The 22,444-nt window shown below is 66.6% G+C and carries 25 protein-coding genes; 12 read left to right on the top strand and 13 right to left on the bottom strand.

Annotated features, from left to right (window positions below; all coding sequences use genetic code 11):
• Positions 1–8: 8 nt before the first annotated feature.
• From fxlA to ACYVF7_RS34115, 13 genes are all read right to left on the bottom strand, one after another.
• Entirely contained in the window at positions 9–128 is a 120-nt protein-coding gene (fxlA, locus tag ACYVF7_RS34175; protein ID WP_460348844.1) for an FxLD family lanthipeptide, read from the bottom strand.
• Complete coding sequence (fxlM, locus tag ACYVF7_RS34170; protein WP_460348842.1) at positions 128–1,372, bottom strand: methyltransferase, FxLD system; 1,245 nt, start codon at positions 1,370–1,372, stop codon at positions 128–130. The genes fxlA and fxlM overlap by 1 nt, the downstream gene beginning before the upstream one ends.
• A 437-nt stretch (positions 1,373–1,809) precedes the next feature.
• Positions 1,810–2,472 carry a 3'-5' exonuclease gene (locus ACYVF7_RS34165; protein ID WP_460348840.1) on the bottom strand — a complete coding sequence of 221 codons (663 nt, stop codon included), beginning with the start codon at positions 2,470–2,472 and terminating at the stop codon, positions 1,810–1,812.
• Positions 2,473–2,501: 29 nt separating this feature from the next.
• The gene (locus tag ACYVF7_RS34160) at positions 2,502–3,740 is read right to left on the bottom strand and encodes a radical SAM protein (protein WP_460348838.1); all 1,239 of its coding nucleotides are present in this window, start codon (positions 3,738–3,740) and stop codon (positions 2,502–2,504) included.
• Positions 3,737–4,285, bottom strand: a complete 549-nt coding sequence (locus ACYVF7_RS34155) for a nucleoside-diphosphate kinase (protein ID WP_460348836.1) — start codon at positions 4,283–4,285, stop codon at positions 3,737–3,739. The genes ACYVF7_RS34160 and ACYVF7_RS34155 overlap by 4 nt, the downstream gene beginning before the upstream one ends.
• A complete protein-coding gene (locus ACYVF7_RS34150) occupies positions 4,282–5,322 on the bottom strand; it encodes a thymidylate synthase (RefSeq protein WP_460348834.1) in 1,041 nt (346 codons plus the stop codon). The genes ACYVF7_RS34155 and ACYVF7_RS34150 overlap by 4 nt, the downstream gene beginning before the upstream one ends.
• A complete protein-coding gene (locus ACYVF7_RS34145) occupies positions 5,322–6,359 on the bottom strand; it encodes a CgeB family protein (protein ID WP_460348832.1) in 1,038 nt (345 codons plus the stop codon). The genes ACYVF7_RS34150 and ACYVF7_RS34145 overlap by 1 nt, the downstream gene beginning before the upstream one ends.
• A gap of 105 nt (positions 6,360–6,464) precedes the next feature.
• Complete coding sequence (locus tag ACYVF7_RS34140) at positions 6,465–7,172, bottom strand: hypothetical protein (RefSeq protein WP_460348830.1); 708 nt, start codon at positions 7,170–7,172, stop codon at positions 6,465–6,467.
• Between the two features lie 286 nt (positions 7,173–7,458).
• The gene (locus ACYVF7_RS34135; RefSeq protein ID WP_460348828.1) at positions 7,459–8,709 is read right to left on the bottom strand and encodes a tetratricopeptide repeat protein; all 1,251 of its coding nucleotides are present in this window, start codon (positions 8,707–8,709) and stop codon (positions 7,459–7,461) included.
• Between the two features lie 133 nt (positions 8,710–8,842).
• Positions 8,843–9,100, bottom strand: coding sequence for a hypothetical protein (locus ACYVF7_RS34130; RefSeq protein WP_460348826.1), 258 nt, complete (start codon positions 9,098–9,100; stop codon positions 8,843–8,845).
• Positions 9,093–9,416 (bottom strand): hypothetical protein, encoded by a 324-nt coding sequence (locus tag ACYVF7_RS34125; protein ID WP_460348824.1) that lies wholly within the window; start codon positions 9,414–9,416, stop codon positions 9,093–9,095. Before ACYVF7_RS34125 ends, ACYVF7_RS34130 begins: the two co-directional genes overlap by 8 nt.
• Positions 9,409–10,191 carry an SAM-dependent methyltransferase gene (locus ACYVF7_RS34120; protein WP_460348822.1) on the bottom strand — a complete coding sequence of 261 codons (783 nt, stop codon included), beginning with the start codon at positions 10,189–10,191 and terminating at the stop codon, positions 9,409–9,411. The genes ACYVF7_RS34125 and ACYVF7_RS34120 overlap by 8 nt, the downstream gene beginning before the upstream one ends.
• A gap of 10 nt (positions 10,192–10,201) precedes the next feature.
• On the bottom strand, positions 10,202–10,456 hold the full coding sequence (locus ACYVF7_RS34115) for a hypothetical protein (protein ID WP_460348818.1): 255 nt from the start codon (positions 10,454–10,456) through the stop codon (positions 10,202–10,204).
• A gap of 189 nt (positions 10,457–10,645) precedes the next feature.
• Here ACYVF7_RS34115 and ACYVF7_RS34110 point away from each other — a divergent pair, with 189 nt between their 5' ends.
• The 12 genes from ACYVF7_RS34110 (at position 10,646) to ACYVF7_RS34055 (ending at position 22,057) form a co-directional block, all read left to right on the top strand.
• Positions 10,646–11,872: a helix-turn-helix domain-containing protein gene (locus ACYVF7_RS34110; protein WP_460348820.1), complete on the top strand. Its 1,227-nt coding sequence runs from the start codon at positions 10,646–10,648 to the stop codon at positions 11,870–11,872.
• A gap of 628 nt (positions 11,873–12,500) precedes the next feature.
• A complete protein-coding gene (locus tag ACYVF7_RS34105; protein WP_460348818.1) occupies positions 12,501–12,755 on the top strand; it encodes a hypothetical protein in 255 nt (84 codons plus the stop codon).
• 10 nt (positions 12,756–12,765) lie between these two features.
• On the top strand, positions 12,766–13,347 hold the full coding sequence (locus ACYVF7_RS34100; protein WP_460348816.1) for a hypothetical protein: 582 nt from the start codon (positions 12,766–12,768) through the stop codon (positions 13,345–13,347).
• A gap of 242 nt (positions 13,348–13,589) precedes the next feature.
• A complete protein-coding gene (locus tag ACYVF7_RS34095; RefSeq protein WP_460348814.1) occupies positions 13,590–14,420 on the top strand; it encodes an SAM-dependent methyltransferase in 831 nt (276 codons plus the stop codon).
• 235 nt (positions 14,421–14,655) lie between these two features.
• Positions 14,656–14,805 carry a hypothetical protein gene (locus tag ACYVF7_RS34090; RefSeq protein ID WP_460348812.1) on the top strand — a complete coding sequence of 50 codons (150 nt, stop codon included), beginning with the start codon at positions 14,656–14,658 and terminating at the stop codon, positions 14,803–14,805.
• Between the two features lie 63 nt (positions 14,806–14,868).
• Entirely contained in the window at positions 14,869–16,542 is a 1,674-nt protein-coding gene (locus ACYVF7_RS34085; protein WP_460348810.1) for an ATP-binding protein, read from the top strand.
• Positions 16,543–16,551: 9 nt separating this feature from the next.
• Positions 16,552–16,947: a roadblock/LC7 domain-containing protein gene (locus ACYVF7_RS34080; protein ID WP_460348808.1), complete on the top strand. Its 396-nt coding sequence runs from the start codon at positions 16,552–16,554 to the stop codon at positions 16,945–16,947.
• Positions 16,944–17,291 (top strand): DUF742 domain-containing protein, encoded by a 348-nt coding sequence (locus ACYVF7_RS34075; protein ID WP_460348806.1) that lies wholly within the window; start codon positions 16,944–16,946, stop codon positions 17,289–17,291. The genes ACYVF7_RS34080 and ACYVF7_RS34075 overlap by 4 nt, the downstream gene beginning before the upstream one ends.
• The gene (locus ACYVF7_RS34070; RefSeq protein WP_460348803.1) at positions 17,272–17,871 is read left to right on the top strand and encodes a GTP-binding protein; all 600 of its coding nucleotides are present in this window, start codon (positions 17,272–17,274) and stop codon (positions 17,869–17,871) included. Before ACYVF7_RS34075 ends, ACYVF7_RS34070 begins: the two co-directional genes overlap by 20 nt.
• Complete coding sequence (locus ACYVF7_RS34065) at positions 17,868–19,118, top strand: cytochrome P450 family protein (RefSeq protein ID WP_460348801.1); 1,251 nt, start codon at positions 17,868–17,870, stop codon at positions 19,116–19,118. The genes ACYVF7_RS34070 and ACYVF7_RS34065 overlap by 4 nt, the downstream gene beginning before the upstream one ends.
• Positions 19,119–19,156: 38 nt before the next feature.
• The gene (locus tag ACYVF7_RS34060) at positions 19,157–20,380 is read left to right on the top strand and encodes a cytochrome P450 family protein (protein WP_460348799.1); all 1,224 of its coding nucleotides are present in this window, start codon (positions 19,157–19,159) and stop codon (positions 20,378–20,380) included.
• Positions 20,381–20,797: 417 nt separating this feature from the next.
• The gene (locus tag ACYVF7_RS34055; protein ID WP_460348797.1) at positions 20,798–22,057 is read left to right on the top strand and encodes a methyltransferase domain-containing protein; all 1,260 of its coding nucleotides are present in this window, start codon (positions 20,798–20,800) and stop codon (positions 22,055–22,057) included.
• Positions 22,058–22,444: the final 387 nt, after the last annotated feature.

Below are 22,444 nucleotides of genomic sequence, written 5' to 3'. Positions count from 1 at the left end.
GGCGAAGGTCAGCCCGAGCAGGCGTCCGAGCCGGTGTTGCCCGAGCCGCAGTTGTCATCGGTGCTGGTGGCGTAGCCGTTCGTGGAAGGCCCGGCGTCGACCAGACGCACGTTCAGCTGGGATTCCATCACAGGTTCCTTTCTCGGGGGGTGAAGGCCAGGACGACGCGGCTGTGCCGCTTGTCCAGGACCGCCCCGTCCGGCAGGTCGCCGTCAGGGGCCGCCGCGGGCAGGACGTGCAGCACCGGCGAAGGGCTGCCCGCATCTACCCACGCGCGCATGTGCTCGACCATCCGCCCGGCCGCCGCGGCGGCTTCGGATCCGTGGGCGTATGCGCCGAGGTCGAATCTCCGGTCGGTCCAGCGCAGCGCCGACCGGTAGGAGAACGTGCCGTCGTGTGCGACTGCGGGGGTGCCGAACTGCCAGGACGGGGCGACGATGCCGGAGGTGACGGCCTCCTCCTGCGCCGTCAGCACCACGAACTCGTTGACCTCGCGTCTGAGGCGGGTCGCCAGCCACAGGTCCATGTCGGCCAGGACGGTGCGGGGCGGCAGGCTCAGCCCGGCCCACGCCTCCTGCCGCGGCTGGGTGAGCAGACCCGCGATCGCGGCGGCGTCGACCTGCTGGCCTTCATCCAGCCGCAGGTGGACGCCATCGGCGATGTCCACGTACCCGATTTCGTGGGCTCCGGCGCCCTGCATGGACACGAACCCGCACTGGCGGTGGCTCACACTGTCCAGCCGGTCCCCGGAGCGTCGCAGCGCCCACGATCGCGTCATCCCGAACGTCCGCAGCGGCACCACGAGGACGCCGTCGTCGGTGAGCTGGTCGCGCCATGCGGGCGGGATGTCCCACGCGCCGGCCGTGACGATGATCAGGTCGTAGCGGCGGCCCGCCTCGATCGGCTGTTCGGCGTCCTCGCACACCACGATGACGTCGTTGTAACCGGCCGCCGCTAGGCAGGTGGCCGCCCGATCGGTCACGTCGGGATCGATGTCGACAGTCGTGACCGACCCGGCCGGACCGACGAGCTCCCGCAGGAGTGAGGCGTTGTAACCGCCACTGCCGATCTCCAGCGCGTGACGGCCTTCCAGGCTGCCGAGCGCATCCGCTGCCTGACCGAGCATCTCCGCGATCAGGAACGGCGCCGACACCGAGCTGATGTTCTCCTCACCGCGCCGCTTGGTGATGACCGCGGTGTTCTGGTACGCCTCCTCCATCGGGAGGCCCGGCGTGTACAGCTCACGGGGAACGGCCCGCATCGCCGCCTCTACGTCGGGGCGCAGCTTGAGGCCTTTCGCTGCGTGATCGGCGGCCAGCCGGTCGACCATCTCGCGACGGAGGCTCTCACTGCCCATGGTGTCGATGCTCATGACGGTGTTCTCTTCCGATGTGTGTGGCCGCCGCGGCTTTGGCGGTCCCTGGTCTTCGCGCGGGCGACCCGGTGTCGGGTCGCTATTACTGGCAATCGTTCGTTTGCCGATAAAGTTTCCACGGCTCTCGCTTCCTGGTCGGCCTCATATTTTATCGGCTTGTTGAGGCCGTCAACCCCGAAATTCGATAACTCGATTTCCTTGGTATCTGACTTTGTGTAGGTTAAATTAACCTCGTGTCTAGATTGTCGATAACGCGAGGCTTTAGTGCCAATCTATAGAACGGTATTTTGTGAATCAGGTCATTGCGTTACGGAAACCGGCGTTGTCGTGGCCAACCTGTCGGGCGTCGGTAATCCCAGCGGTCATGTGGGTGCCGTTGGGGGCAGCATTGGAGAAAGAGGGCTGGGTGCCGCTGACGGCCAAGTACGAACAGGTCACCACAGCATCGGTGCCTGTTCTGGCCCTCCGCGTTCGGTGGTGTCGTTGGCGAGAGGGATCCCGGCAAGTCGCTGGAGTTCTGCGAGGGACAGCACGTGGTCGGTGGCCTGGTGGTCGATGAGTGTGGATAGCAGCAATGCGGTGCCGAGGGTGTCCCACATGGCGCGGTGCGGTTGGCTGTCTGGGGTGGAACGGTTGACCTGTTCAGTGAGCGAGTGACGTTCGAGTAGGGCAGTGAGGCTGTTTCGTTTGTCGCCGGGGTAGAGATGGCGGGCGAGTCGGAGGGTGTCGATCAGGCCGGCCGGGTGGACGGTGGGACAGCAGCGATGCAGCAGCCGCCAGTCCACCCCGATGTTGTGGCCGACAATCAGGCGTCCCTCGAGACGGCGAGCGAGTTCGGGTTCCACTGCGGCCAATGGTGGGGCGTCGGCGAGTGCGGCATTGGTCAGTCCGGGCGATATCCAGGGGCGCTGCTGGATCCGCCGGCCAGGGTGGATCAGCGTCCTGTAGGCGTCGGGGAGAGACGGGAGGCCCTGGACGATCGAGATGACGGCGATCTCAAGGATTCGCTCGTCTTCGCGGTCTTGAGCGCCGGTGCCTTCCAGGTCCAGTGCGACGAGGGGAGCATCTGTCCACGGCGTATCCGCGATTGTCGTCATAGGGCCGCCCGTCTGCGTGTCGTCAGTGCCTAGTCCTCTTCATCAAAGCGGGTCGCGGTGGCGAACTCGCGGCGAAGCGCGGAAAGCCGTTCGCGTTCTTGGCCGTCGGGCTGGTGGCCGGTGAGAGATCGGCCGTGGGCGTGCAGGTAATGCGGCTGGTCCAGTTCCCAGATCTGGTAGCGCAGGGTGTGCTGGATCGCGTAGCGGCGCTGCTCGCCGAGGCCGTGGGTCCACACGTGGCCGCCGTCGATCAGGTAGGGGCTGGTGTAGCCGAGCTGGTCGAGAACCTGCTCGAACCGTGCGGGCGTCGGGGTGACGTGGTCGGCGGCGCACAACTCTCGCTGGGGGGTAGGGCAGATGTCGCACAGCTCGCGTACGCCCCAGTGACCGTTGTAGTCCGGGAGGTTGTGCGCGGCTGAGACGCCGCAGGAGGTCTTGCGATACAGCGGCGTGCTGATCCCGGACTCGCGCCAGGCCGCGATGACGCGGGCGTCGAGCTCGGCCGGCAAGACCTTGCGGCGATGGAACTCAGCGTCGCCGTACGGCAGCGTCACCCCCTGGTCTTGCAGGTAGGTGGCGTTCTCGGGCTTGTGGTAGTAGCCGGTGAACACGATCGCGTCCGCTTGGTCCCCGACCTGTAGGACGTGCCGCATCGTCTCGGGCGCGTCGTTCCACCCGGGCACGATCGGCCGCCAGTACAACACGACTTTCGTGCGTTTCTTCTCCTGACATGCGCGGGTGAGGGAGGAGACAGTGATGTCGCTCTTGGCGACCGGTTCGATCCGGGGATCGGTGATGCCGGAGTAGGTGAACAGCAACGTGACACGGACATGCCGGAGCTGTTCGAGGACGGCCATGTCCTCGGCGGTGACCTTGAATCGGGTGATGATCAGCACGAGGTTGTCCAGGCCCCGTTCGTCCAGTGCCCGCAGGACCTGGAACAGGTGCGGTTTGACGCCGGGCAGGAACGGATCGGTGGCCTTGTTGAACAGCTGGATCGGGGTGGTCGACGCCCGGAACGCCTCATGGCCGATGAGCATCTCGATCGCGTCTTCGGTGGAGCACAGCAGGTTCGGGGTCTTGTGCTCGAAGTCGCCCCAGAAGTGCCGGACGCAGTAACCGCAGTCCAGCGGGCAACCGATGATGTGATTCAGCGACAGACCGGACTTGCGGTACGTGACGATCTGGGCCATGTACGGGTCCAGGGTCTTCTGCTGGTCGGCCGGCATCAGTTGCAGCGTGCGAGGGCCCGATTGGATCGAGGTCATTGCTGTCCTTCCGGTGCGGTGAGCAGGTGCTGGTTGTCGGAGCCGAACCAGATCGCGAAGTCGCGTTCGACGAGGCTGGCGTTGTCGGAGGTGTGGATCACGGTTTCGAGCAGCCGTTTCTTGGCGCGGGCGGCGGCGAAGGTGTCGATGACGAACCGGCCGCGGATCGTGTCCGGGCCGGCCACGTCCGGGTCGGTGTCACCGATGACGGCCCGCAGTCGCGCGGCGGCGTCGGTCCCGTAGCCGAGGGCGACGACGACTTGGTGGCCGACGAACATCCGCACGAGTTCGGCGGGAACGTCCACGCCGAGCTCTAGGGAGACTTCCGGGCGGAGCATGTCGTCGTAGTGGGCGAGGATCTGTTCGCGGGTGACGTTCACCCGGCGGACCGCTGACACCCGGACGTGGCAGCCGACGTGGTCAAGAACCGCATCGACCAGGCCACGGCGTACGCAGTCCGGCTTGAGGAGGATCACTGTCCAACGGGTCCAATCCACCGAAGCAGGGACGTCGGCACCGCGCGAATCGTTCTCGATCTGCGTCATGACTGCTCCGGCGCTGCGGTGACGGTGCTCGGGAACCGCTCGGGCCAGCGATGCGCGACCAACCACCGATGCGCCGGCGTCAGCGCGGCCACCACGGCAGAGGTGATCGGCTGGCCGGGCTGGTGCACGACTTGGCGGTACACCTCGAACAGCAGCACCACCTGCCGCCAGTACGCGCTGCTCAGCGTGCCGCTGCCGGTCGCGACCTGGTCGGGGTCGAATCGCCGCCGGTCGGTTCGCAGGTCCTCCTCCCAGCGCGCAACGTCCTCGATGGTGCGCCAACTGGTGTCCATCGGCATCGCCGCGCCGCGGAAGGCACCCGCGGCGCTGAGCGGCTCGTGCTCGGTGAGACTGGCGTCGACGCGGGCCAGGTCGGATTCGTTGATGTGCATCGAGGAGACCTGATGGGTGTAGCTGCCGAGCTGCGCCCGGAGTTGCACGGCCGTGAACTCGTGGATGAAGGTGAAGGCGAAGACGTCGCAGACCAGGCCGATTACGGCGTCGTTGCCGCGCATGGTCGCCACCATGTGCAGGTGGCCGTCGCGGAGCAGGAATTGCAGCGCGAGGGTGCAGGCCACGTCCGGGTTGTCGAACTGGGCTGATTCGCCGGGACGCATCACGGTCATCACCGCACGCTTGGAATCGGGGTCGTGGCGCAAAAGCTCGACGACCTGGTCCCATTGGCCGACCTCGGCGGAGCCGAGCGGGGTGAACAGCCGCGGACCGTACGCCGAGCCGGTGAGACGTTCACCGTCTGCCGACAGGGCACGCAGGCGGGGAGCGTAGTGGCCGATCATGGCGAGGTCGTCACGGCCGGACAGATACCAGAGCGTTTCGGCGTAGTTGAAGACGATGTTCGTGCGGCGGGCCACCAGGTAGGGGGTGCGCTGGCGAGGGTCGGTGAGGGTGAAGGCCACGTTCAGGCATTCGCGTGACCTGTTGCCCCGGGACTCGGGCTTGAACTGCGGACGCCGGTAGACCTGACCGAGGACGGCCCGGTAGGCGTGGTGAAACGTCGCGAACTGCGGTAGGTCCATCACTCGTCTGCTCCCGTCGAGTGGGTGAGAGATTCCATGAGCCGTGTGAGACGGACTGCCCAGGCCGACAACCGGAACGGGCTCAGGAGGGAAAGGCACGTTTCGATCAGGTCGGCATGTTCTTTGCTGCCGGCGATACCGAGCGCCCATTCGATGCGGTCGATCACCTCACCTCCATCGGCGGCGTGCAGGATCTCGGGGGTGAACGCGGCGGCTTGGGCGAGCGTGGTGGGGGCGATCGGCAGGCACCCGGCCAACGGCCCCTCGAACCGGCGTTGGCTGACCGCTCCCACCGATGAGTACCGTCGCGGGTTCAGCAAGACCGTGCAGAGGGCACCGCGGTAGATGTCTTGGACCTCAGGGAACGGGCATCTGCCGGTGAAGGTCACCGCAGGCCAGCGGCTGGTGCGTTGCCACTTCCCGGCGACCCGGTGCCGAAAGCGGGCGGCGGCGGGAACGAAGAACTTCTCGAAGTCGTGGTCCCGGTCGTACTGGTTGCCGACATAGGCCAAGGGCAACGGCCGGTGACGGGCGGCCAGCCTCTGCGGGTCGGCCTCGTCCAGCAGATGGTCAGGGACCGGCGCCAGCAGGCTCACTGTCCCAGGGGTGGGCAGCAGGGCCGGGTCGCCCACGATCACGTGGGGCAACTCCCGCAGCTCGTCATCTGCAGCTAATTGCCGGTCGGTGTCCCAGATGACGGTGGGCGTGGTTGACCTGATCGTGTACCGGAAGATCAGATCGGTTTGGCGGTGCAGGTCGCAGGTGTGCCCGTCCGCCCCGCACGGCGTTGTGTTACGGCCCGGAAGCGGCCACCGCCACTCGCAGAACAGCACGTCAACCGGCGGGAATCCCTGGTGCCACTGATACGGCAGGGCGTCACCGGCTTCGAGCCCGTCTCGGTCCTTCTGCAGGAGGACCACGTCGTGCCCGAGGGCGAGGAGTTCATCGACGATGGGGCGGCGCCAGAACCGGCCGCCGTCGGGAGTGTCGAGAACGCCTGGACCGAGGAATCCCCAGAAACTTAATCCGATGCGCATCGATAGTCCTGTCCTTTCCTTCGCGTCGGCGTAGAGCCAGTCCCGCACGTGCTCGCCCCTGCCGTCCAGGAGTCACATTCGTGCACTGCCTCTGCGTCGGCTGGGTTACGTCTGGTCTGCTGGTTCCGGCTGAGCTTGGATCGCTTCGCGCTCTTGAGCGAAGAGAGTCCGGTACTCCCTCTTGTGCAGGCGGACCAGGACCGAGAGCGCTCGCCCCCTCGCGCCCTTGGGGGACCGGTCGGTGCGCAGCCGCTCGCGAGCCGCCAGGCCGCGTAGCTCCTCCTTGTGCGCCGCGGCCAGCCGCTGGCGTGCCCGATACGTTGCCTTCTCGTAGGCCTTGTACGAGGGGCGGCTCCGAGTGACTTCGGAGTTCGCTCGCCGGCATGCCGTGCAAGGCTCCTCGCCCTTGGACAGGTGGCGCTCATAGGCGGCAGGGGTACCGCACCCTTGCACCTCACGGCGTTCGGCGACTTTGGCCGCCGTGCGAGCCTTTCGCTTCGCTTCACCGGCACGGCGCGCCACCGCCACGGCGGCGGAGAACCGGGCGTCGACCCTACGTCGATTACTGATCATGCCGATGCCGATGCCAGCTTGACGTTCCGCCTCGCGGATAGTGGACCCGTTCGTGATAGCGGCCAGCACCCTCGGGTGCCACGACGTATCACGGACCGGCGAGCCCGGCTGCCAGCCAGTGGCGGCCAACTGGCGGCGGAACTTATCGTCGGTTCGGGCATGCTCTGTAATGGTTTGAGGGCTGACCTTGGCGCGACGACACGCTTCCCTCATCGAGGCGCCGGCTGTCAGCTCGGTCAAGACGATCGTGCGTGCGGCGCGTGTTCGCGCTTGGTTGTGTGTCATCTCGGATCCGGGCGTAGTTCGTTGTATCCACGAGTGCGGCCAACGCGGCGTCATCCATGTCGAGAATCTGAGCCACGTCCACCTGCGTGGAATGGCCGTCGAGTACGGCCGCGACGACCTTCCGCAGCGTCGTGGCCTCGGCGTTGAGGACCGCTTGGAGGATGTGTGTGGCGGCTGCCGAGGGGTTGTCCATACGTGGCTACCGGTGTTGCTTCCGGCCAGGGATCGCGTTCACCAGTCCTCATTCGCTCTCGGGGATGAGTCGGTCGGCGATCGCTTCTGCCTCGGGAGCGCCCAGTTCGGTGCAGATGGTGTGCGCTTCGCGGAGGCGCCGGTGTTCGAGATCGGTCTTGCCGAGATCGGCGGCGACGTCGGCGAGTTCGACGAGGACATCGGCCTGCTGCTGATGAGCATGGCTGTCCCGTGCGAGTTCTAGGGCCGTTTCCAGTGCCGTCAGGGCGTCCTCGTGCCGGCCGACGAGGCGGTAGGCACGACCAAGTTGGCCCAGGCAGCATGAGCGCAGGTAGCGCTCCGCTGGTCGGGACGCGTACCACTGCTCGGCCCCGATCAACAGCTCGACTGCATGATGGAAGTCTTTGGCGCTGAGGGCTGCTTCGCCCAAGCGCTGGGTCATGAGCGCGGTCCCGGGCTCATCTTCCATACTGCGGTAGATCTGGCGTGCGGCACCGAAGTGGTCGGTGGCGACGGCGTGTTCGCCGCAGCCGAGCAGGGCGAGGCCCAACTGCTCCAGCGACGTCGCCTCGGCATGAGGGTGACCGCTGCGGCGTGCGACTTCCAATGCCTGGTCGGCGAGGGCTGCTGCGTGGCTGTAGTGGCGCAGTCCAAGGAAGGCCGATGCCTGGCCGTGAAGCATGCACGCCTGTGCTTCAAGGTCGCCGGCTGCGCGGGCGGCCTCGAGACCGATCTCGTACATGCTGACCCAAGTGTCGTAGTACCGGCAGCGGCTGAACAGAGTCCCGGCTGCCGCCGCGACCCGGGAGGCGAGGGCGTGTAGGTGCCGTTTGTGGGCTGCGTCGACGATGGCGAGGAGGTTGTGGCGCTCGGCTCCCAGCCAGTCCAACGCCGTGATCTCGTCAAACTCAACGACGCGGGTTTCGGTGAAGACGCGGCCGAGATGCCAGAGGTCGGGGATCACCGCCCGCTGACCCGCCTCGGCCCTGCGCAGGTACCAGTACGCCAGGCGGGTGAACGCCCCGAGCGGGTCGTCCTTGCTCTCGTACTTCGTGGCGGTGGTGCATGCGTGGTCGTAGGCCAGGTCGTGGAAGAAGTAACGGTCCTGCTGCTCTTGGAGCAGGTCGAACTCGACCAGGACTTTCAGGAGGTCGGCCGCGGTCTGCTCGGTGGTGTCGATCAGCGCCGCGGCGGGACCGGGAGTGATGTCGGGCCCAGGGTGGTAGCTCAACAGCCGGTAGAGGCGCTGAGCGTCATCGTCGAGGCAGGCTTGGTAGGTGGTGTCGAAGGTATCGGTCATGGCTCCGTCGTCGGTCTCGGCCCGGCCGAAGGTCGGGCGTAGGGGGAGGGGCTGGATGCGGGTGCGCAGCCCGGTATCCGGTGACCTCGTGGTTAGAGGCCGGCGTCCGCGGGCCTGAGCTGCGCACCCACGTCTACGGGGCGCGACGTGCGCCGGATACGGCAGCGAGCTCGGCGGCGCGGCACTGAGTGATGAGGGTGTCCGGGTCGGTCGCGTCGATGATCGTTCTCGCAGGGGTGCACGCGCCGAACGCGGTGAAGCCACGGTGGTAGGGCGCGGATATGACGACCCAGCCGGGAAGGTCGTGCTCCAGCTGTGCGGCGATCTGGGTCTTCTGCGCGGCAATCTCGGTCCGCTGCGCGGCGATCTGGGTCCTGCGGCTGTTACGCATCGGCGGCCTCCTGGACACGGCTGGACACCACCTTTGCGATGCGATCCGCGGCCTGGCCGATCTCGCCAGCGGGGCAGATCGGATCGACGCCTGGCACTGGCATTCGTGGGGCGTGGTCGGCCGGACGCACGCCGGCCCAGCCCCAGCACCACATCAACCCGCCCCCCGGTGTCTCGCAGAGCCGTACGCTCTGGGACGGCCCGTCCGGATTGGTCGCTGTCACGAGGTCGTCGTCGACCTTGACGCGCAGGTCTCGCGCGAGGAGAGCGGCGGACAGCAGATCGATCAACTTGCGCGGGCGCTGTAGCTCATCCACGAGGTGCCTCCGCTGGTATGTGGCCGACGCCGCCCAGGAACGGGATGGTGAGGTTGCGGGGCTCCAGATCGGGCTGCCACCGAGTGACGGGGACCAGCCCGGGATCGAGGAGTTCGAAGCCAGTGAAGAAGCGTTCGATCGCCTTGCGCGGGCGGGGTACTCCTGGCGCGTTCGCCCTGCTGTAGGCGGCCTTCGCGGCACGTTTCATCCTGCGGGTGCGTTCTCCGTGGCTCAGCGCTAGGAAGCTGCCAGGCGCCATCGCCGATCGGAGCTTCGCGACGATGCCGTACGGGTCATCGCTATCGCGAATGAAGTGAAAGACAGCGATCGCAAGGACGGCGGTCGGCTGCGACCAGTCGATCAGCTCCCTGCGCTCCGAGTCCTCGATGATGTCGTCCGGGTCACGCAGGTCTGCCTCGATGATCGTCGTGCGGTCATTCGTCACCAGAAGGGCGCGACCGTGTGCCAGGACGAGCGGGTCGTTGTCGACGTAGACGACGCGGGCCTCGGGTGCGATCTCCTGAACGATCTCGTGCGTATTGGCCTGCGTGGGCAGGCCACTGCCGACATCGACGAACTGCCGGATCCCTTTCCCGGCGAGGCACCTGGCCGCCCGGCGGAGGAAGGCACGATTCTCCCTGGCCATCAGGGGAATGAGGGGTTCTTGAGCAATCGCCGCTTCGGCCGCTGCTCGGTCGACCATGCCGTTGTTCTTGCCGCCAAGGTAGTGGTCGTACATGCACGCCGCGTTGGGCCGGCTCGGGTCGTAAGGCATGGGCGGCCGACTATTCATCCGTCGCCTCCCCACGAGCTGAAGTGGCAGCAGCGAGTTGTTCGGCCAGGTCATCGATCTGGGTGGCGCGCAACTCCGCCGACTCCCCGGTGCCGGGTAGGGGGCGCGCGACCCAGTCCCCGTGCCGACCGCCGTCCAGGAGTTCGCGGTAGATCTCGAAGCGGTCGCCGTAGATCGCCTGGAGTTCTTCGGGGCGGCTTGGCCAAGGGCCGTGCAGCCCGTCTCTCTCGCTATTTCTGCTGCTCATCGGGTGTCCCTCTCAGGTCACCCGAGACGGTATGCAGAGGGAGGTCAGTGTGACAGTGACGGACCGTCGCAGTTCTAGTCAGAGCACAGGGAACTACTACGCTCCATAGCAGTTCCGACTCTCCGTATTACATAGAACAGCCCTGCGTCCTAACCTGGGGTCGTCAGGTCTCAGGAAGGACACAGGGCTGTGAGCGAATCTACCATCGCTGATCGAATTCGGGAGCTACGTCGTCGACGCGGTATGAGTCAAGAGGAGCTGGCCGAAGCCTCTGGCCTCAGCGTCGCGGTAATCAGGAAGATCGAGCAGGGCGGCAACGTACGCATGGAGACGTTGCACAAGATCGCTCGTGCGCTTGGCGTGGTCACCGTCACCTTTGTCGCGCCGACGTCACCAGAGCCGACTGAGGCTTCGGTCGATGAACTTGTCCTCGCGGAGATGCGGTCAGCGATCCATCCGCCCATCAGTCTCACTGGCCATCCGATCTTCGGCACGACCGAGGTCGGTGCTCCAGATCTCGGCCAGCTCCGTCGCGCCGTCCGTTACGTCGCCGCTGCTTACCACGCCGACAGATACGACGACCTCGCCGGAACCATGCCGGCGCTTGTCCGATCAGCCCACCATCACGTGGAAGTGTTTGATGCGGGTAACGATCACCAGGAGGCTCTCCAGCTGCGAGCGGACATCACGGGACTGGCGGGCCGGTACCTGATCCAGGTCCGTGCTCACGATCTCGCGCTGATCGCCCTGCACACGTCGTTGCGGGACGCCATCGAGGTCGGCGACATCCCGCTCGCTGCCGCTGCGGTGAGCAGTCAGGCATGGGCGATGCTGCGGCAGGGCCGACTCGGGGAGGTGGAGCGGCTCTGCGTCAGGACAGCCGATGAGATCGAGCCGAAGATGTCGACGGCCACGCCGGATCAGCTGTCGACCTGGGGATGGCTGCTGGTTCGCGCGGCTGCGGCTGCTTCCCGCAACAACCGGCCGCGCGAGGCGCGGGAGTACGCGGCGGTCGCCAGAACGGCAGGGGCTCGGCTGGAGCGCGAGCACGAAGACCTCGCTGGCCATCACAACTTCGGTCCGGTGAGCGCCGCAGTGATGGGCCCAGAGATCGAGATCCTCGCGGACCAGCCTGACGCGGCACTGCGGCTGGCCAGTCAGATACCCCGCGACGCCGGCCGAGCGAACACCTCGACCTGGAACCGTCATCTGCTTGACCTCGCGAACGCGCATGTGAGTACCGGCAACACTGACAAGGCCACCGAGATCATGACCAGCCTCCGGCGGCAGCACCCCGAATGGATGCGATACCAGCAGTACGCCAGGGATGTCGTGAGGGACATCCTCGGTAAGCGTCCACGCATGCCCAACGAGGACCAGCGGCAACTCGCCGAGTTCATGAACGTGGAGGGTTGACCGTGATGATGTAGATGAGCGCCTCCCGCCTGGGTCTGATCCTAGGACGGAGTGACTTCGGGTCCTCAGAGGGCCGATTCGTCGGCCTGGGTCGGAAGGCGCTCGTCTGCACCCATTGCTGACTTGACTATCGCCCTGCTGGCGCTGTGCGCCTTGGTCCGCCGCCAGCAGCAACTGTCGATCGAGGTCGACCTGGAGACCTCATCAACCGCTGGCCGCGGCGATCAACCCAAGGCTGCTAGAAGCCTACGACGGCGGTCCCGACGTCGTCGACCACCTGTCGGTCACGGCCGACAACGACCCCAACCGGATCCGCATAACCGCTGCGGGGACTGTCAGGCCAACGCCGCCTCGCACCCGCGACTACGTCGATCGCCGCACCAAGCAAAGCCTGTCCAAGCCCGAGATCATGCGCTGCCTCAAACGCTACATGGCCGACGAGATCTACTTGATCATTCGCTCGTCGGCCACATTCGATATCGCCAGGGCTGTTCTAGGTAATACGGAGAGTCGGAACTGCTATGGAGCGTAGTAGTTCCCTGTGCTCTGACTAGAACTGCGACGGTCCGTCACTGTCACACTGACCTCCCTCTGCATACCGTCTCGGGTGACCTGAGAGGGACACCCGATGAGCAGCAGAAATAGCGAGAGAGACGGGCTGCACGGCCCTTGGCCAAGCCGCCCCGAAGAACTCCAGGCGATCTACGGCGACCGCTTCGAGATCTACCGCGAACTCCTGGACGGCGGTCGGCACGGGGACTGGGTCGCGCGCCCCCTACCCGGCACCGGGGAGTCGGCGGAGTTGCGCGCCACCCAGATCGATGACCTGGCCGAACAACTCGCTGCTGCCACTTCAGCTCGTGGGGAGGCGACGGATGAATAGTCGGCCGCCCATGCCTTACGACCCGAGCCGGCCCAACGCGGCGTGCATGTACGACCACTACCTTGGCGGCAAGAACAACGGCATGGTCGACCGAGCAGCGGCAAGGATGCGCTCCGAGCGCCACCTGGTCGCTAAGGACATCACCGAGTTCCGGCATCACTCCGGCTACGCCGAAGTCGGCACCACCGTCATGGATCCGCGGTCGATCGTCCAGGATCCACACGGTGCGTGGCTCGCGATCTCCGCGCTGGTGCCCGGGGTACGTTTCCATTTCGCTCCCGCGAGCCCGGACATTCCCGGTGAACGGACGATGTGGCTCGTCGAGACCCGCCCGGACGCGCTTGCGAGCGGCTCTTGGGCGCTGGTGCGCTACCGGCCGGGTGAGGTCCGCTTCGTCGTCGAGCAGTGCGGGTCGCGCCGCCTGTGGGACGCCGTCCGCGCCGCCTACCTGCGATGGGTGGGTTGGGGCTCGCCGGACCTCGACCGGTTCGGGCTTATCGTGACGCCCGTTGACCAGCGCGTGTGGCTCGACGTTCCGGCCCAGCGGATCAGTGTTCAGCTTGAAAGAGTCGACGAGCTGATGCCCCCGTGACCGCTCTCGGCCCGGCGGCGGCTGACCGGTCCTCAAGAGATACAGGCAGACGCCCCGCCGCAGGGCCGGGAGTCCCCACAGTTGCCAGGTCATGACGGCACGGTCCGGCGCGCCGAAGTGACGCGTAGCAGCTGTCTTCGGCGGTTCCGTCTCTCGACGCCGCCGATCGATGGGCCGGGCTGGGCCAAGGTGGCTCTGGCCCGGCCCATCCTCAAACCCCACCACGACGTACGGAGAACACAGTGATCAAGGGCCTGGATCCCGAGCGGGACACCGGCCAGCCAGTCGGCGCCTTCGGCGACGATTTCGACACGACTGTCCCCAGCGCCGCGCGGATGTATGACTACTTTCTCGGCGGCAAGGACAACTTCCCCGTCGACCGGGAAGCCGCCAAACGCGCCATGGCACTCGTGCCGGAGATCCCCGAGATGGCCAAGGCGAACCGGTGGTTCCTCGAGCAGGCGGTCCGTTACATGGCTGCGGAGTGCGGGATACAGCAGTTCCTCGATGTCGGTTCCGGTCTGCCCACGCAACGCAACGTTCACGAGGTCGCACAGGCAGTTGCTCCGGATGCGCGCGTCGTCTACGTCGACAAGGACCCGATCGTCCTGACGCACGGCCGAGCGCTCCTGGCCGGCGACCAGACCAACATCGTCCGGGCCGATATGCGCAAGCCCCAGGAGATCTTGTCTCACGGGGGCGTTCATGAGCTGATCGACTTCAGGCGGCCGGTCGGGCTGCTGCTGATCGCTGCTCTGCATTTTGCTCCGGACGATGAGGCCTACCGGATCGTCGAAGCCCTGCTCGAGCCGATGGCGCCGGGGAGCTGTCTGGCGATCTCACATGTCAAGCGAACCGATGCGACCGAACACGCTGCCGAAGTATGGAAGCAGGAAGCCAGGATCCCCGGAGTGCCACGCAGCGAAGCGGAAATCACTCGTTTCTTCGACGGCCTCGAGCTGATCGGCCCTGGGGTGGTTCCGGTGAACCAGTGGCGACCTGATGCTCCTCCTGAACAGCAAATCGAGATGCCGCATCTGGGTGGGGTGGCCCGGCTCGGGGTCGGTTTCTGAGCCTGATGTCACGCCGCTATGAGAGCCGGTTTGCACCCCGCACCGACCCGATCAGCGACTTGCGATGGTCAGATGGTGACCGCCGCCCCCGGCCAGGCCCTGCCAGCAATCGACCCGAGGCGCCCCGTACGTCCTGGCACATGACCACCTACCACCAAGGCTGCTCGTGAAGACCACACCCGAGCCCCGGCTCACTCATCGCCCAGCGCCTTGCGACCCTCGAACAGGAATCGTGATGAGCCAGAGCCTGCCAGGCGATCGGCCCCCGCCGCTCTTGCCCGTGCGTCACCTCCTGCTCGACGCACTGTTCGGCATGCCCGGCCTCCCAGCTTCCGGCACCGACGCCGCCGAACAGGGACAGGACTACGCAATGGCATCGCAATGACGGTGCGCTCCGCGACGACAGCGCTGACCCGTCGCCGTACCGGACACAGAAAGGAGAAACCAGGTGAACGCCCCCAGAGGTAACCGCGCCAGCGACGAAGCTCGCCAGTATCCGCACATCTCGGCAAACTCTGACACGCCCGCCGTGACAGCCCCACGTTCCCCCGCGACCGACGTCACGACGGATCCGGCCCCCGCCGTTGTGAGCCACCGACGCTTGAACAACGTCCTCGGCTGGGCCGGAACCATCTTTGTCGCCTTCTCAGGCGCAGACGTCGTTGCGGCACCGCCGCCGGCGTGGCCGCTTGGGGTGGCTGCGGTCGCGACGGCGTTCACCCTGACAGGACGCCAGTGGCTGCTAAGCCGGCAGCACCGAGCGATACAAATCGCGGCCACCCAGCGTGTCAGGCGGGCGGAACAGTACGCAGACGCGGTCCAAGTCGGCGCCACTCGGCGTATCGAACAAGCCGACCTGCGCGCTGCGGACGCCGCTCACCGCGCCGATGAATCCGCCCGGCAGATCGAACAGCTGCGCACTCGGCTGGTGGCGACATCACAGGCGACACGGCACGCGATCGCCTATGTGTCACAGCGGCGACTCCCTGCCACGCTGCAAGGGCAGACGACGCCGCCGATACCAATAGATGAGCACCTGGACCCGATGGTGCGCAGGCTGCTGGACGAGATCATCATCGCCGCCGCTGAGGCGACGAAGCGGCATCGGGATCACCAGGAGGCGATGCGGGCCGCGGTGGTCGCGTTCGGTCAGCACACGCAGCCCCTGGCGCACCGGCTCCAGGAGGTGGCGACGCGACAACTGCTCGAACATCCAGATGAATCGGTCGTCGAGGCCGGGATGCGCATCGACCACGTCGCCGCGGTCATTGCTCGGTATGCCCAGAACCGGCGGGTGCTGTGCGGGGACTGGCCGGGACAGCAATGGACCGAAGCGTTGCCGCTGACCGAGGTTGTGCGCGCCGCTTCCGGGCGGATCATCTCCTATGAGCGGGTAGAGATCCGCAGCAACACCGGCCAGGATGCCGCTGTCGCTGCACGAGCGGCCGAGGCGTTGATCCACGTAGTCGCTGAACTGCTGGCGAACGCCGCGCAGTCCTCACCGCCGAGGACCCCGGTGATCGCGACGGTGACACGCGTCCAGCAAGGTGCGGTCATCGAGATCGATGATTGTGGTGTCGGGATGGATGAGTCCCGGCTGGAACAGGCCCGCCAGATCGCTTCAGGGCGGCGGCGAGTAGTTGTCGAGGACCTGGGGGAGTCGGTCCCGACCGGGCTGGTCGTGGTCGGCCTGTACGCCGATCGCTTCGGCTTCCGAGTCGACCTGCGCGGTGTTTCTCCGTATGGCGGTCTGCATGTGGTAGTCGGGATCCCCGAAGAGCTGATCGAACCGATCGTCGCGAACGATGTGCTCACAGCGGCCCCGCCGCGTGGCATGGCGGTCTCGTCGCGACACGCGGAGCCGGGCGTCGACGCAGACGAGGGGACCGTAGACGAATTGCCCCGTCGCCGGTCACGCCGTCGTGACACCCGGCCCGCAGAGACGGCCCGGCTACAGACGGCCCAGCCGGATTCGCCGCAGTCCGCCGGGCCGGCCGCTGCCACGCCCGAAGAAGCGGGGGAGTGGCTACGGAGATTCCTCCGGCCAAATGCTAAGGCGGGCGATTCCCCTGACGTCGGTGTCGCCGACGACACCGACATCGATGAGCGAACCGAGAAATAGGAGCTGGCAATGGGCGACTTCGACTGGATGGCGGACAAGATCACCGAGATCGACCGCGTGTGGCACGCGGTAATTCTTGCCGCCGATGGCCTGCCGATCGGTAAATCCCAGACCCTGCAACACGAGCAGGCCGAACGGACCGCAGCAGGCAGCAGCGGGCTGATGGCGTTGGGACAGGACTTCGCTACGACCTTCGGATCCAAGCCCCACACCGTGCACCAGGTGATGGTGGAGTTCGAGGGGGGGTTTGTCTTCCTCTGCGGGGCCGGGAACGGCACCCGCCTGGCGGTCATCACCGCCGGCGACGTTGACCCGGCGCTGATCGGCTCGGAGATGCAGCGCTGGGTCAAGCAGTTGGGGAAGGAGACGCTCAGCACGCCAGCCCGCGGCACCGGTCGGCCATGACCGGCGCGGGCGAGTACCGGGACCGCCCCGTGCGGCCGTACGTCATCACCGGCGGCCGCGCGGCGCCCACCCGCAACACGATTCGGCCCGAAACGCTGCTCATCGCGAACACGTCGCGGCCGCTGCCGGTCCACGCCACCCTCGAGCAGCGACGCTTGGTGGGCCTTTGCCAGGGGCTGATGTCGCTCGCCGAGGCGGCCGCGCACCTGGAGCTGCCGGTGAGCGTGACCGCCGTTGTCGCCTCCGGCCTGGTCGACGACCAGTACCTATCGGCCCGTACGCCCGCCCCGGACCCATCCCGCGAGATCCTGCAGGAGCTGCTTGATGGCCTCCGCCGTCTCTGACCGCCGCTATGTCCCGGCCACCGTCGAAAACTCGCTGAAGATCCTCGTCACCGGCGGGTTCGGGGTGGGCAAGACCACGCTGGTCGGATCGGTCAGCGAAATTCGGCCCTTGCACACCGAAGAGGCGATGACCGAAGCCAGCGTCGGCGTCGATGACCTGTCCGGCCTTCCCGAGAAAACGACCACGACGGTCGCGATGGACTTCGGCCGTATCACCATCAGCGACCGAACGGTCCTGTATCTGTACGGCACTCCCGGGCAACGCCGATTGTGGAACCTGTGGGATGGACTCGCCCTCGGCGCGGTCGGCGTCCTGGTCCTGGTCGACACCCGCCGTCTCAAACAGAGCTTCGAGGTCTTCGATGAGCTGGAGACTCGGAGCCCCGGACTTCCACTCGCCGTCGCGGTCAACCGTTTCCCCAGAGCCCCCGAACCCGGTACCGGCCAGCTGCGAGCCGCGCTCGATCTGCCGCCTGAAACCCCCGTCGTCTACTGCGACGCCCGGCAGCGCGGATCCTGCCGCGATGCCCTGGTCGTTCTCGCCGAACATGCGTTGAATCTGAAAGCGACATCCTCATGACTCTGACCCCGCCCGCCGCGCTGGCGGACATGACGAACTTGACCCCGCTGGCAGCCACGACCATGTGCCCAGACCCCCATGTGGTGTACCGGCGGCTGCGCGAGCAGTGGGGCAGCGTCGCCCCGGTCCAACTCGAGGCACCCGACATCAAGGCCTGGCTTGTCCTCGGTTACCCCGAGCTCATCCAGGTCGCCCGCCGCGAAGAGCTGTACTCGCGTAACCCCCACAACTGGCGTGACCTGGCTGAAGGCAAAGTCCCGCCGGATTCGGGTCTGGGGCCGATGATGTTCCCACGCGACAACGCATACTTCTCCGACGGTGCCAAGCACCGGCGGCTACGCGCCCCGCTGGAACACGGCATCGCCAATCTGGGTCGCATCAGCGGGTCGGTCACACAGATCTGTGATGACCTGATCGCCGGATTCGCTGACCGTGGGAACGCGGACCTGGTTGCCGATTACGCCGCCGTCATCCCGATGCTCGCGGTCGCCGCCTGGTTCGGGCTCGACCCTCGAACGGGCGAGGAACTCCGCCAGGGACTGCTCGCGTTGTTCGGATCCGGGGATGACTCACAGGACGGCAACCGACGCTTCGAGCAGATCCTCTTGGACGTGCTACACGCCCGCCAGGCGGTTCCTGCCGACGATCTGACCACCCGTTTCCTGCAGCACCCCGACATGCACGACACCACCGAGGTTCTGCAGCAGATGGTGGTGATGGTCTCGGCCGGCTATGAGACGACCACGGTCTGGATCGCACGCACCCTGCTGCTGATGCTTACCGATCCGCGCTTCGCGCTGCGCCTGCACGGTGGACGCCTCGGCATCGACGAGGCCCTTGACGAGGTTCTCCTCCGCGACCCGCCTATGAGCAACATGCCGGCCCGGTTCGCCCTGCACGATCACGACCTGGCCGGTCATCACATCCGCCGCGGCGACGCACTGGTCCTGGGCCTGGCCGCCGCCAATCACGACCCGATCCTCCACACCGGCAACCCGTGGCTGGACCAGGGCAACCGCGCTCACCTGGCCTGGTCGACCGGCCCGCACCTTTGCCCCGCCCACGACCCGGCCCGCATCATCACCCGCGTCGCCGTCCAGACCGCCCTCAACCGGCTGTCCGAGATCCGCCTGACCATCGCCGCCGAGGACGTGCCGCTCATACCGTCGCCCTGGACACGCGGCCTGGCCAGCCTCCCGGTCACCTTCGCCCCCGTCCCCACACACCTGTCGTCTCGCGCGAGGTAACCATGCCGGACCACCACCCATCCCCGAAGCCCCTTCCCTTGGACGTATCCGGCCAAGAGCACCGCCGCCAGATCGCGCGGCTGCGAGGCCTCGGCCCCGTCGTGCCGGTTCTGCTCCCCGGTGACAAGTTCCGACCGGACGGCGTCCCCGCCTGGGTCATCACCCGCCACCGTCTTCTCGCCGAATGGCTGCGTGACCCCCGCGTCAGCAAAGACTGGCGGAACTGGAAGGCTGCCGACGACGGACGCATCCACCACTGGCCGCTGGCCGGGATGTTCATCGTCACCAACATGTTCACCGCCGATGGGCATGCCCACCAGCGCCTGCGACGCCTCATCAGCAGCGTGTTCACCCCACGTCGCGTCGAGCAACTACGCCCGCAAATCACCCACCTGGCCCAAACACTCCTCCAAGCGCTCCCGGAACACACCGACGAGTACGGAGTCGTCGACGTGCGCAAGCACTTCGCCTACCCGCTGCCCATGAACGTGATCTGCACCCTGCTCGGCGTCCCTGAACCCAGGCGAGAGCGATTCCGAGCGCTGGTGGAAGCCTTGTTCCGCACCGACATCAGCCCCGACCAGGCCGCCGCGACCGAACGCGACCGTCATGCCACCTTGGCCGAACTCATCGACCTGCGACGCCGCAGACCAGCCCAGGACCTGACCAGCGCACTCCTCACCGCCCAAGGCGAGCACCCCGACGTCCTGACCGAGGAGGTCCTGACCGACACCCTGTGGTTGATGATCACCGCTGGCCACGAAACCACCCTGAACCTGATCACCAACGCGACCCACGCCCTCCTCACCCACCCCGATCAGAAGACAATCGCACTATCCGGCGGACCGGGAATCTGGGAAGACGTCGTGGAGGAAACGCTGCGCTGGAACGGCCCCATCGACTTCCTCACCGCCGGCTACCCGCTCGAGGACATCACCATCGCCAACGTCACGATCCCAGCCGGTGACGCCGTGCTCGGACTGTTCGGCGGCGTCGGCCAAGATCCGCACCAACACGGGCCCAACGCCGAGAGCTTCACCATCACCCGCCAGCAAAAAGGACACCTGGCGTTCGGCGGCGGCCCCCACTACTGCCTCGGCGCGCCTCTCGCGCGCCTTGAAGCTGCCATCGGCCTGAGCACCCTGTTCGATCGCTTCCCTGACCTGACCCTCGCAGTCGCGCCCGATGACCTCGAACCTGTCCCTTCCCTGTTTTCCAACGCCGCCCAGGCGCTCCCCGCCCGTCTGACGCCGAGGAACTGAAGCTCGCCAGGACAACGCCACAACCAGCCCATAAGGGCACCGGGCCGTCACGACCCGAACATGGGCTCGCTGATGATCCGGCTCTCAGACGCCGCAGCCTACTGCGGTCGTCGGCGTACCCATGAACTCCCCAGCGGCACCGGTTGCCGCTGGGCGGCATCGGAACGGTCGGGGACGCCCGCCGCTTCGTGTTTGGCCTGACCGCAGCGGTGCCTCCAGGTCGCTGACGTTCCCGCGCGGCCGGCAAGTCACGGCCGACGACACGGGCTCAACCGCGTCAATCACGGAACAAGATATGGACCGCCCGACTGGCGGGCGGCTGCCGGAACCAGACGGGCCTACGAGGCACTGCTGGGCGCACTGCTGACGGGCCCGGTGGATCACGATCCGCTTTTGACTACGACCCCTTGGAAGGACATGAACCAACACGACTTCGACGAGCACGGGCTCATCCCGGGCCGACCGCCGGTCTTCACAAAACCCGACACCCGCCCACCCAGCCATCTGGAAGCGATGATCAAAGAGCTGCGGGAAGACGGGCACCTGACTCAGGAGGAATGGGCAGATGCCCTGCTTGAGGTACCGCGGCATTGGTTCGTGCAGGATCGGGCATGGCGCCGGCCGCCCGGCTGCGGCAACGGCCACGCGATCGACAAGTGCAAAGATCCGCTCGGGTGGATGACGGCGGTCTACAGCGGTGACGTGATCGTCACCCAGATCAACGACGGTGCAGGCGATCCGGCCAGTGGCGAGGGCAGGGCGACCTCCTCACTGTCGCGCGTGATCTCGGTACTGAACATGCTGCAGCGCCTTCATCCCTACGACGGCGACCAGGTGCTGGAGATCGGCACCGGCGTCGGCTACACCACCGCGCTGCTGAGCCACCGCCTGGGATGCGGCAACGTCACCTCGATCGAAGTAGATGAAAGTCTCTCGATGCAAGCCGCCGCGAACTTGGCGCACTTCGGCTACGCCCCGCACCTGATCGTCGGCGATGGCATACACGGCTGCCTGGAACGTGCCCCCTACGACCGGGTGCATGTGACCTGCGGTGTCACGACCATTCCGCACGCCTGGGTGGAACAGACCCGACCCGGCGGGGTGATCGTGCTGCCGTGGATGGCCGACTGGATCGGCGGGCACACCGTCACGCTGACCGTGCAACATGACCGGACAGCGATCGGACGGTTCGTCGACAGCACCGAGTACATGATGATGCGCTCCCAACGCCCCCAACCCGCCGACCTGATCGGCCCGAACGGGACCTGTGGGCAACAGGAGGCGTCGATGGATCCTCGCCGCATCGTCTTCGCTGGCTGGGGCGCCGACGTCGCCATCGCGGGTCTGCTCCCAGACGTATCTGGCACCTACGAAACCACCGACGACGGCCAGCACTTCCGCCTGCTGGCCTGGACCAGCGACTCAAGGCTCACCGTGGAGTGCGGCACCGGCCTCAAGCGCCCCCTCGTGCGACAACACGGCCCGCGGGATCTATGGCACGAGATCTGTGAGGCGTTCTTCACCTGGATCAGCTACGGCCAACCCACCCGCGACCGATTCGGCATCACCGTCACCTCGGACAGGACACAGATTTGGCTCGACCGGCCCGACCACGCGCTCACGCCGTTGACCTCTCCCCGCCGGGCCACCCTTGGACAACGACGCGATGTTCAGTGAAGACCCGGCCTCCGGTGTCGGTACCGTCGGTAGCGCCCTCCGATTCGTCCATGCGCTGGCTCGCACGGCTTGAACGGTGGACGTCCAGGGGTGGACGGCCACAGCATCGTCCGTCTTCAGACTGAGCCGTCGAGCGCTCGACATGAGCGCCGACCCCACCCAACGACCGAGGAGGTAACGATGCGCGACGGCTTGTTCCGCTGACCGTACTGGTCACAGCGGTGATCACACGGTGAAGCGACCGAGCGGCACGCAATAGGACACGCTCGGTCACGCAACGAGCACCCCGGCCGTGCGGGTACTCCCGGGTCCGCACGGCCGGGGCCCATGCGCCTGCGAGATTCCCTGGAAGGCCGAGATGACGCTCGGTGGGTTCAGCCACGTCAG

Source organism: Actinoallomurus acanthiterrae, assembly GCF_054775715.1.
This window is presented reverse-complemented; position numbering and strand designations above follow the sequence as displayed.

Excerpts from the sequence above, each read along its gene's own strand:
- ACYVF7_RS34160 (WP_460348838.1), bottom strand. The coding sequence starts at position 3,740 with ATGACCTCGATCCAATCGGGCCCTCGCACGCTGCAACTGATGCCGGCC.
- ACYVF7_RS34080 (WP_460348808.1), top strand. The coding sequence starts at position 16,552 with ATGGGCGACTTCGACTGGATGGCGGACAAGATCACCGAGATCGACCGC.
- ACYVF7_RS34070 (WP_460348803.1), top strand. The coding sequence starts at position 17,272 with ATGGCCTCCGCCGTCTCTGACCGCCGCTATGTCCCGGCCACCGTCGAA.
- ACYVF7_RS34155 (WP_460348836.1), bottom strand. The coding sequence starts at position 4,285 with ATGACGCAGATCGAGAACGATTCGCGCGGTGCCGACGTCCCTGCTTCG.
- ACYVF7_RS34100 (WP_460348816.1), top strand. The coding sequence starts at position 12,766 with ATGCCTTACGACCCGAGCCGGCCCAACGCGGCGTGCATGTACGACCAC.
- ACYVF7_RS34120 (WP_460348822.1), bottom strand. The coding sequence starts at position 10,191 with ATGCCTTACGACCCGAGCCGGCCCAACGCGGCGTGCATGTACGACCAC.
- ACYVF7_RS34130 (WP_460348826.1), bottom strand. The coding sequence starts at position 9,100 with ATGCGTAACAGCCGCAGGACCCAGATCGCCGCGCAGCGGACCGAGATT.
- ACYVF7_RS34055 (WP_460348797.1), top strand. The coding sequence starts at position 20,798 with ATGAACCAACACGACTTCGACGAGCACGGGCTCATCCCGGGCCGACCG.
- fxlA (WP_460348844.1), bottom strand. The coding sequence starts at position 128 with ATGGAATCCCAGCTGAACGTGCGTCTGGTCGACGCCGGGCCTTCCACG.
- fxlM (WP_460348842.1), bottom strand. The coding sequence starts at position 1,372 with ATGAGCATCGACACCATGGGCAGTGAGAGCCTCCGTCGCGAGATGGTC.
- ACYVF7_RS34065 (WP_460348801.1), top strand. The coding sequence starts at position 17,868 with ATGACTCTGACCCCGCCCGCCGCGCTGGCGGACATGACGAACTTGACC.
- ACYVF7_RS34145 (WP_460348832.1), bottom strand. The coding sequence starts at position 6,359 with ATGCGCATCGGATTAAGTTTCTGGGGATTCCTCGGTCCAGGCGTTCTC.
- ACYVF7_RS34075 (WP_460348806.1), top strand. The coding sequence starts at position 16,944 with ATGACCGGCGCGGGCGAGTACCGGGACCGCCCCGTGCGGCCGTACGTC.
- ACYVF7_RS34090 (WP_460348812.1), top strand. The coding sequence starts at position 14,656 with ATGAGCCAGAGCCTGCCAGGCGATCGGCCCCCGCCGCTCTTGCCCGTG.
- ACYVF7_RS34165 (WP_460348840.1), bottom strand. The coding sequence starts at position 2,472 with ATGACGACAATCGCGGATACGCCGTGGACAGATGCTCCCCTCGTCGCA.
- ACYVF7_RS34105 (WP_460348818.1), top strand. The coding sequence starts at position 12,501 with ATGAGCAGCAGAAATAGCGAGAGAGACGGGCTGCACGGCCCTTGGCCA.
- ACYVF7_RS34135 (WP_460348828.1), bottom strand. The coding sequence starts at position 8,709 with ATGACCGATACCTTCGACACCACCTACCAAGCCTGCCTCGACGATGAC.
- ACYVF7_RS34150 (WP_460348834.1), bottom strand. The coding sequence starts at position 5,322 with ATGGACCTACCGCAGTTCGCGACGTTTCACCACGCCTACCGGGCCGTC.
- ACYVF7_RS34115 (WP_460348818.1), bottom strand. The coding sequence starts at position 10,456 with ATGAGCAGCAGAAATAGCGAGAGAGACGGGCTGCACGGCCCTTGGCCA.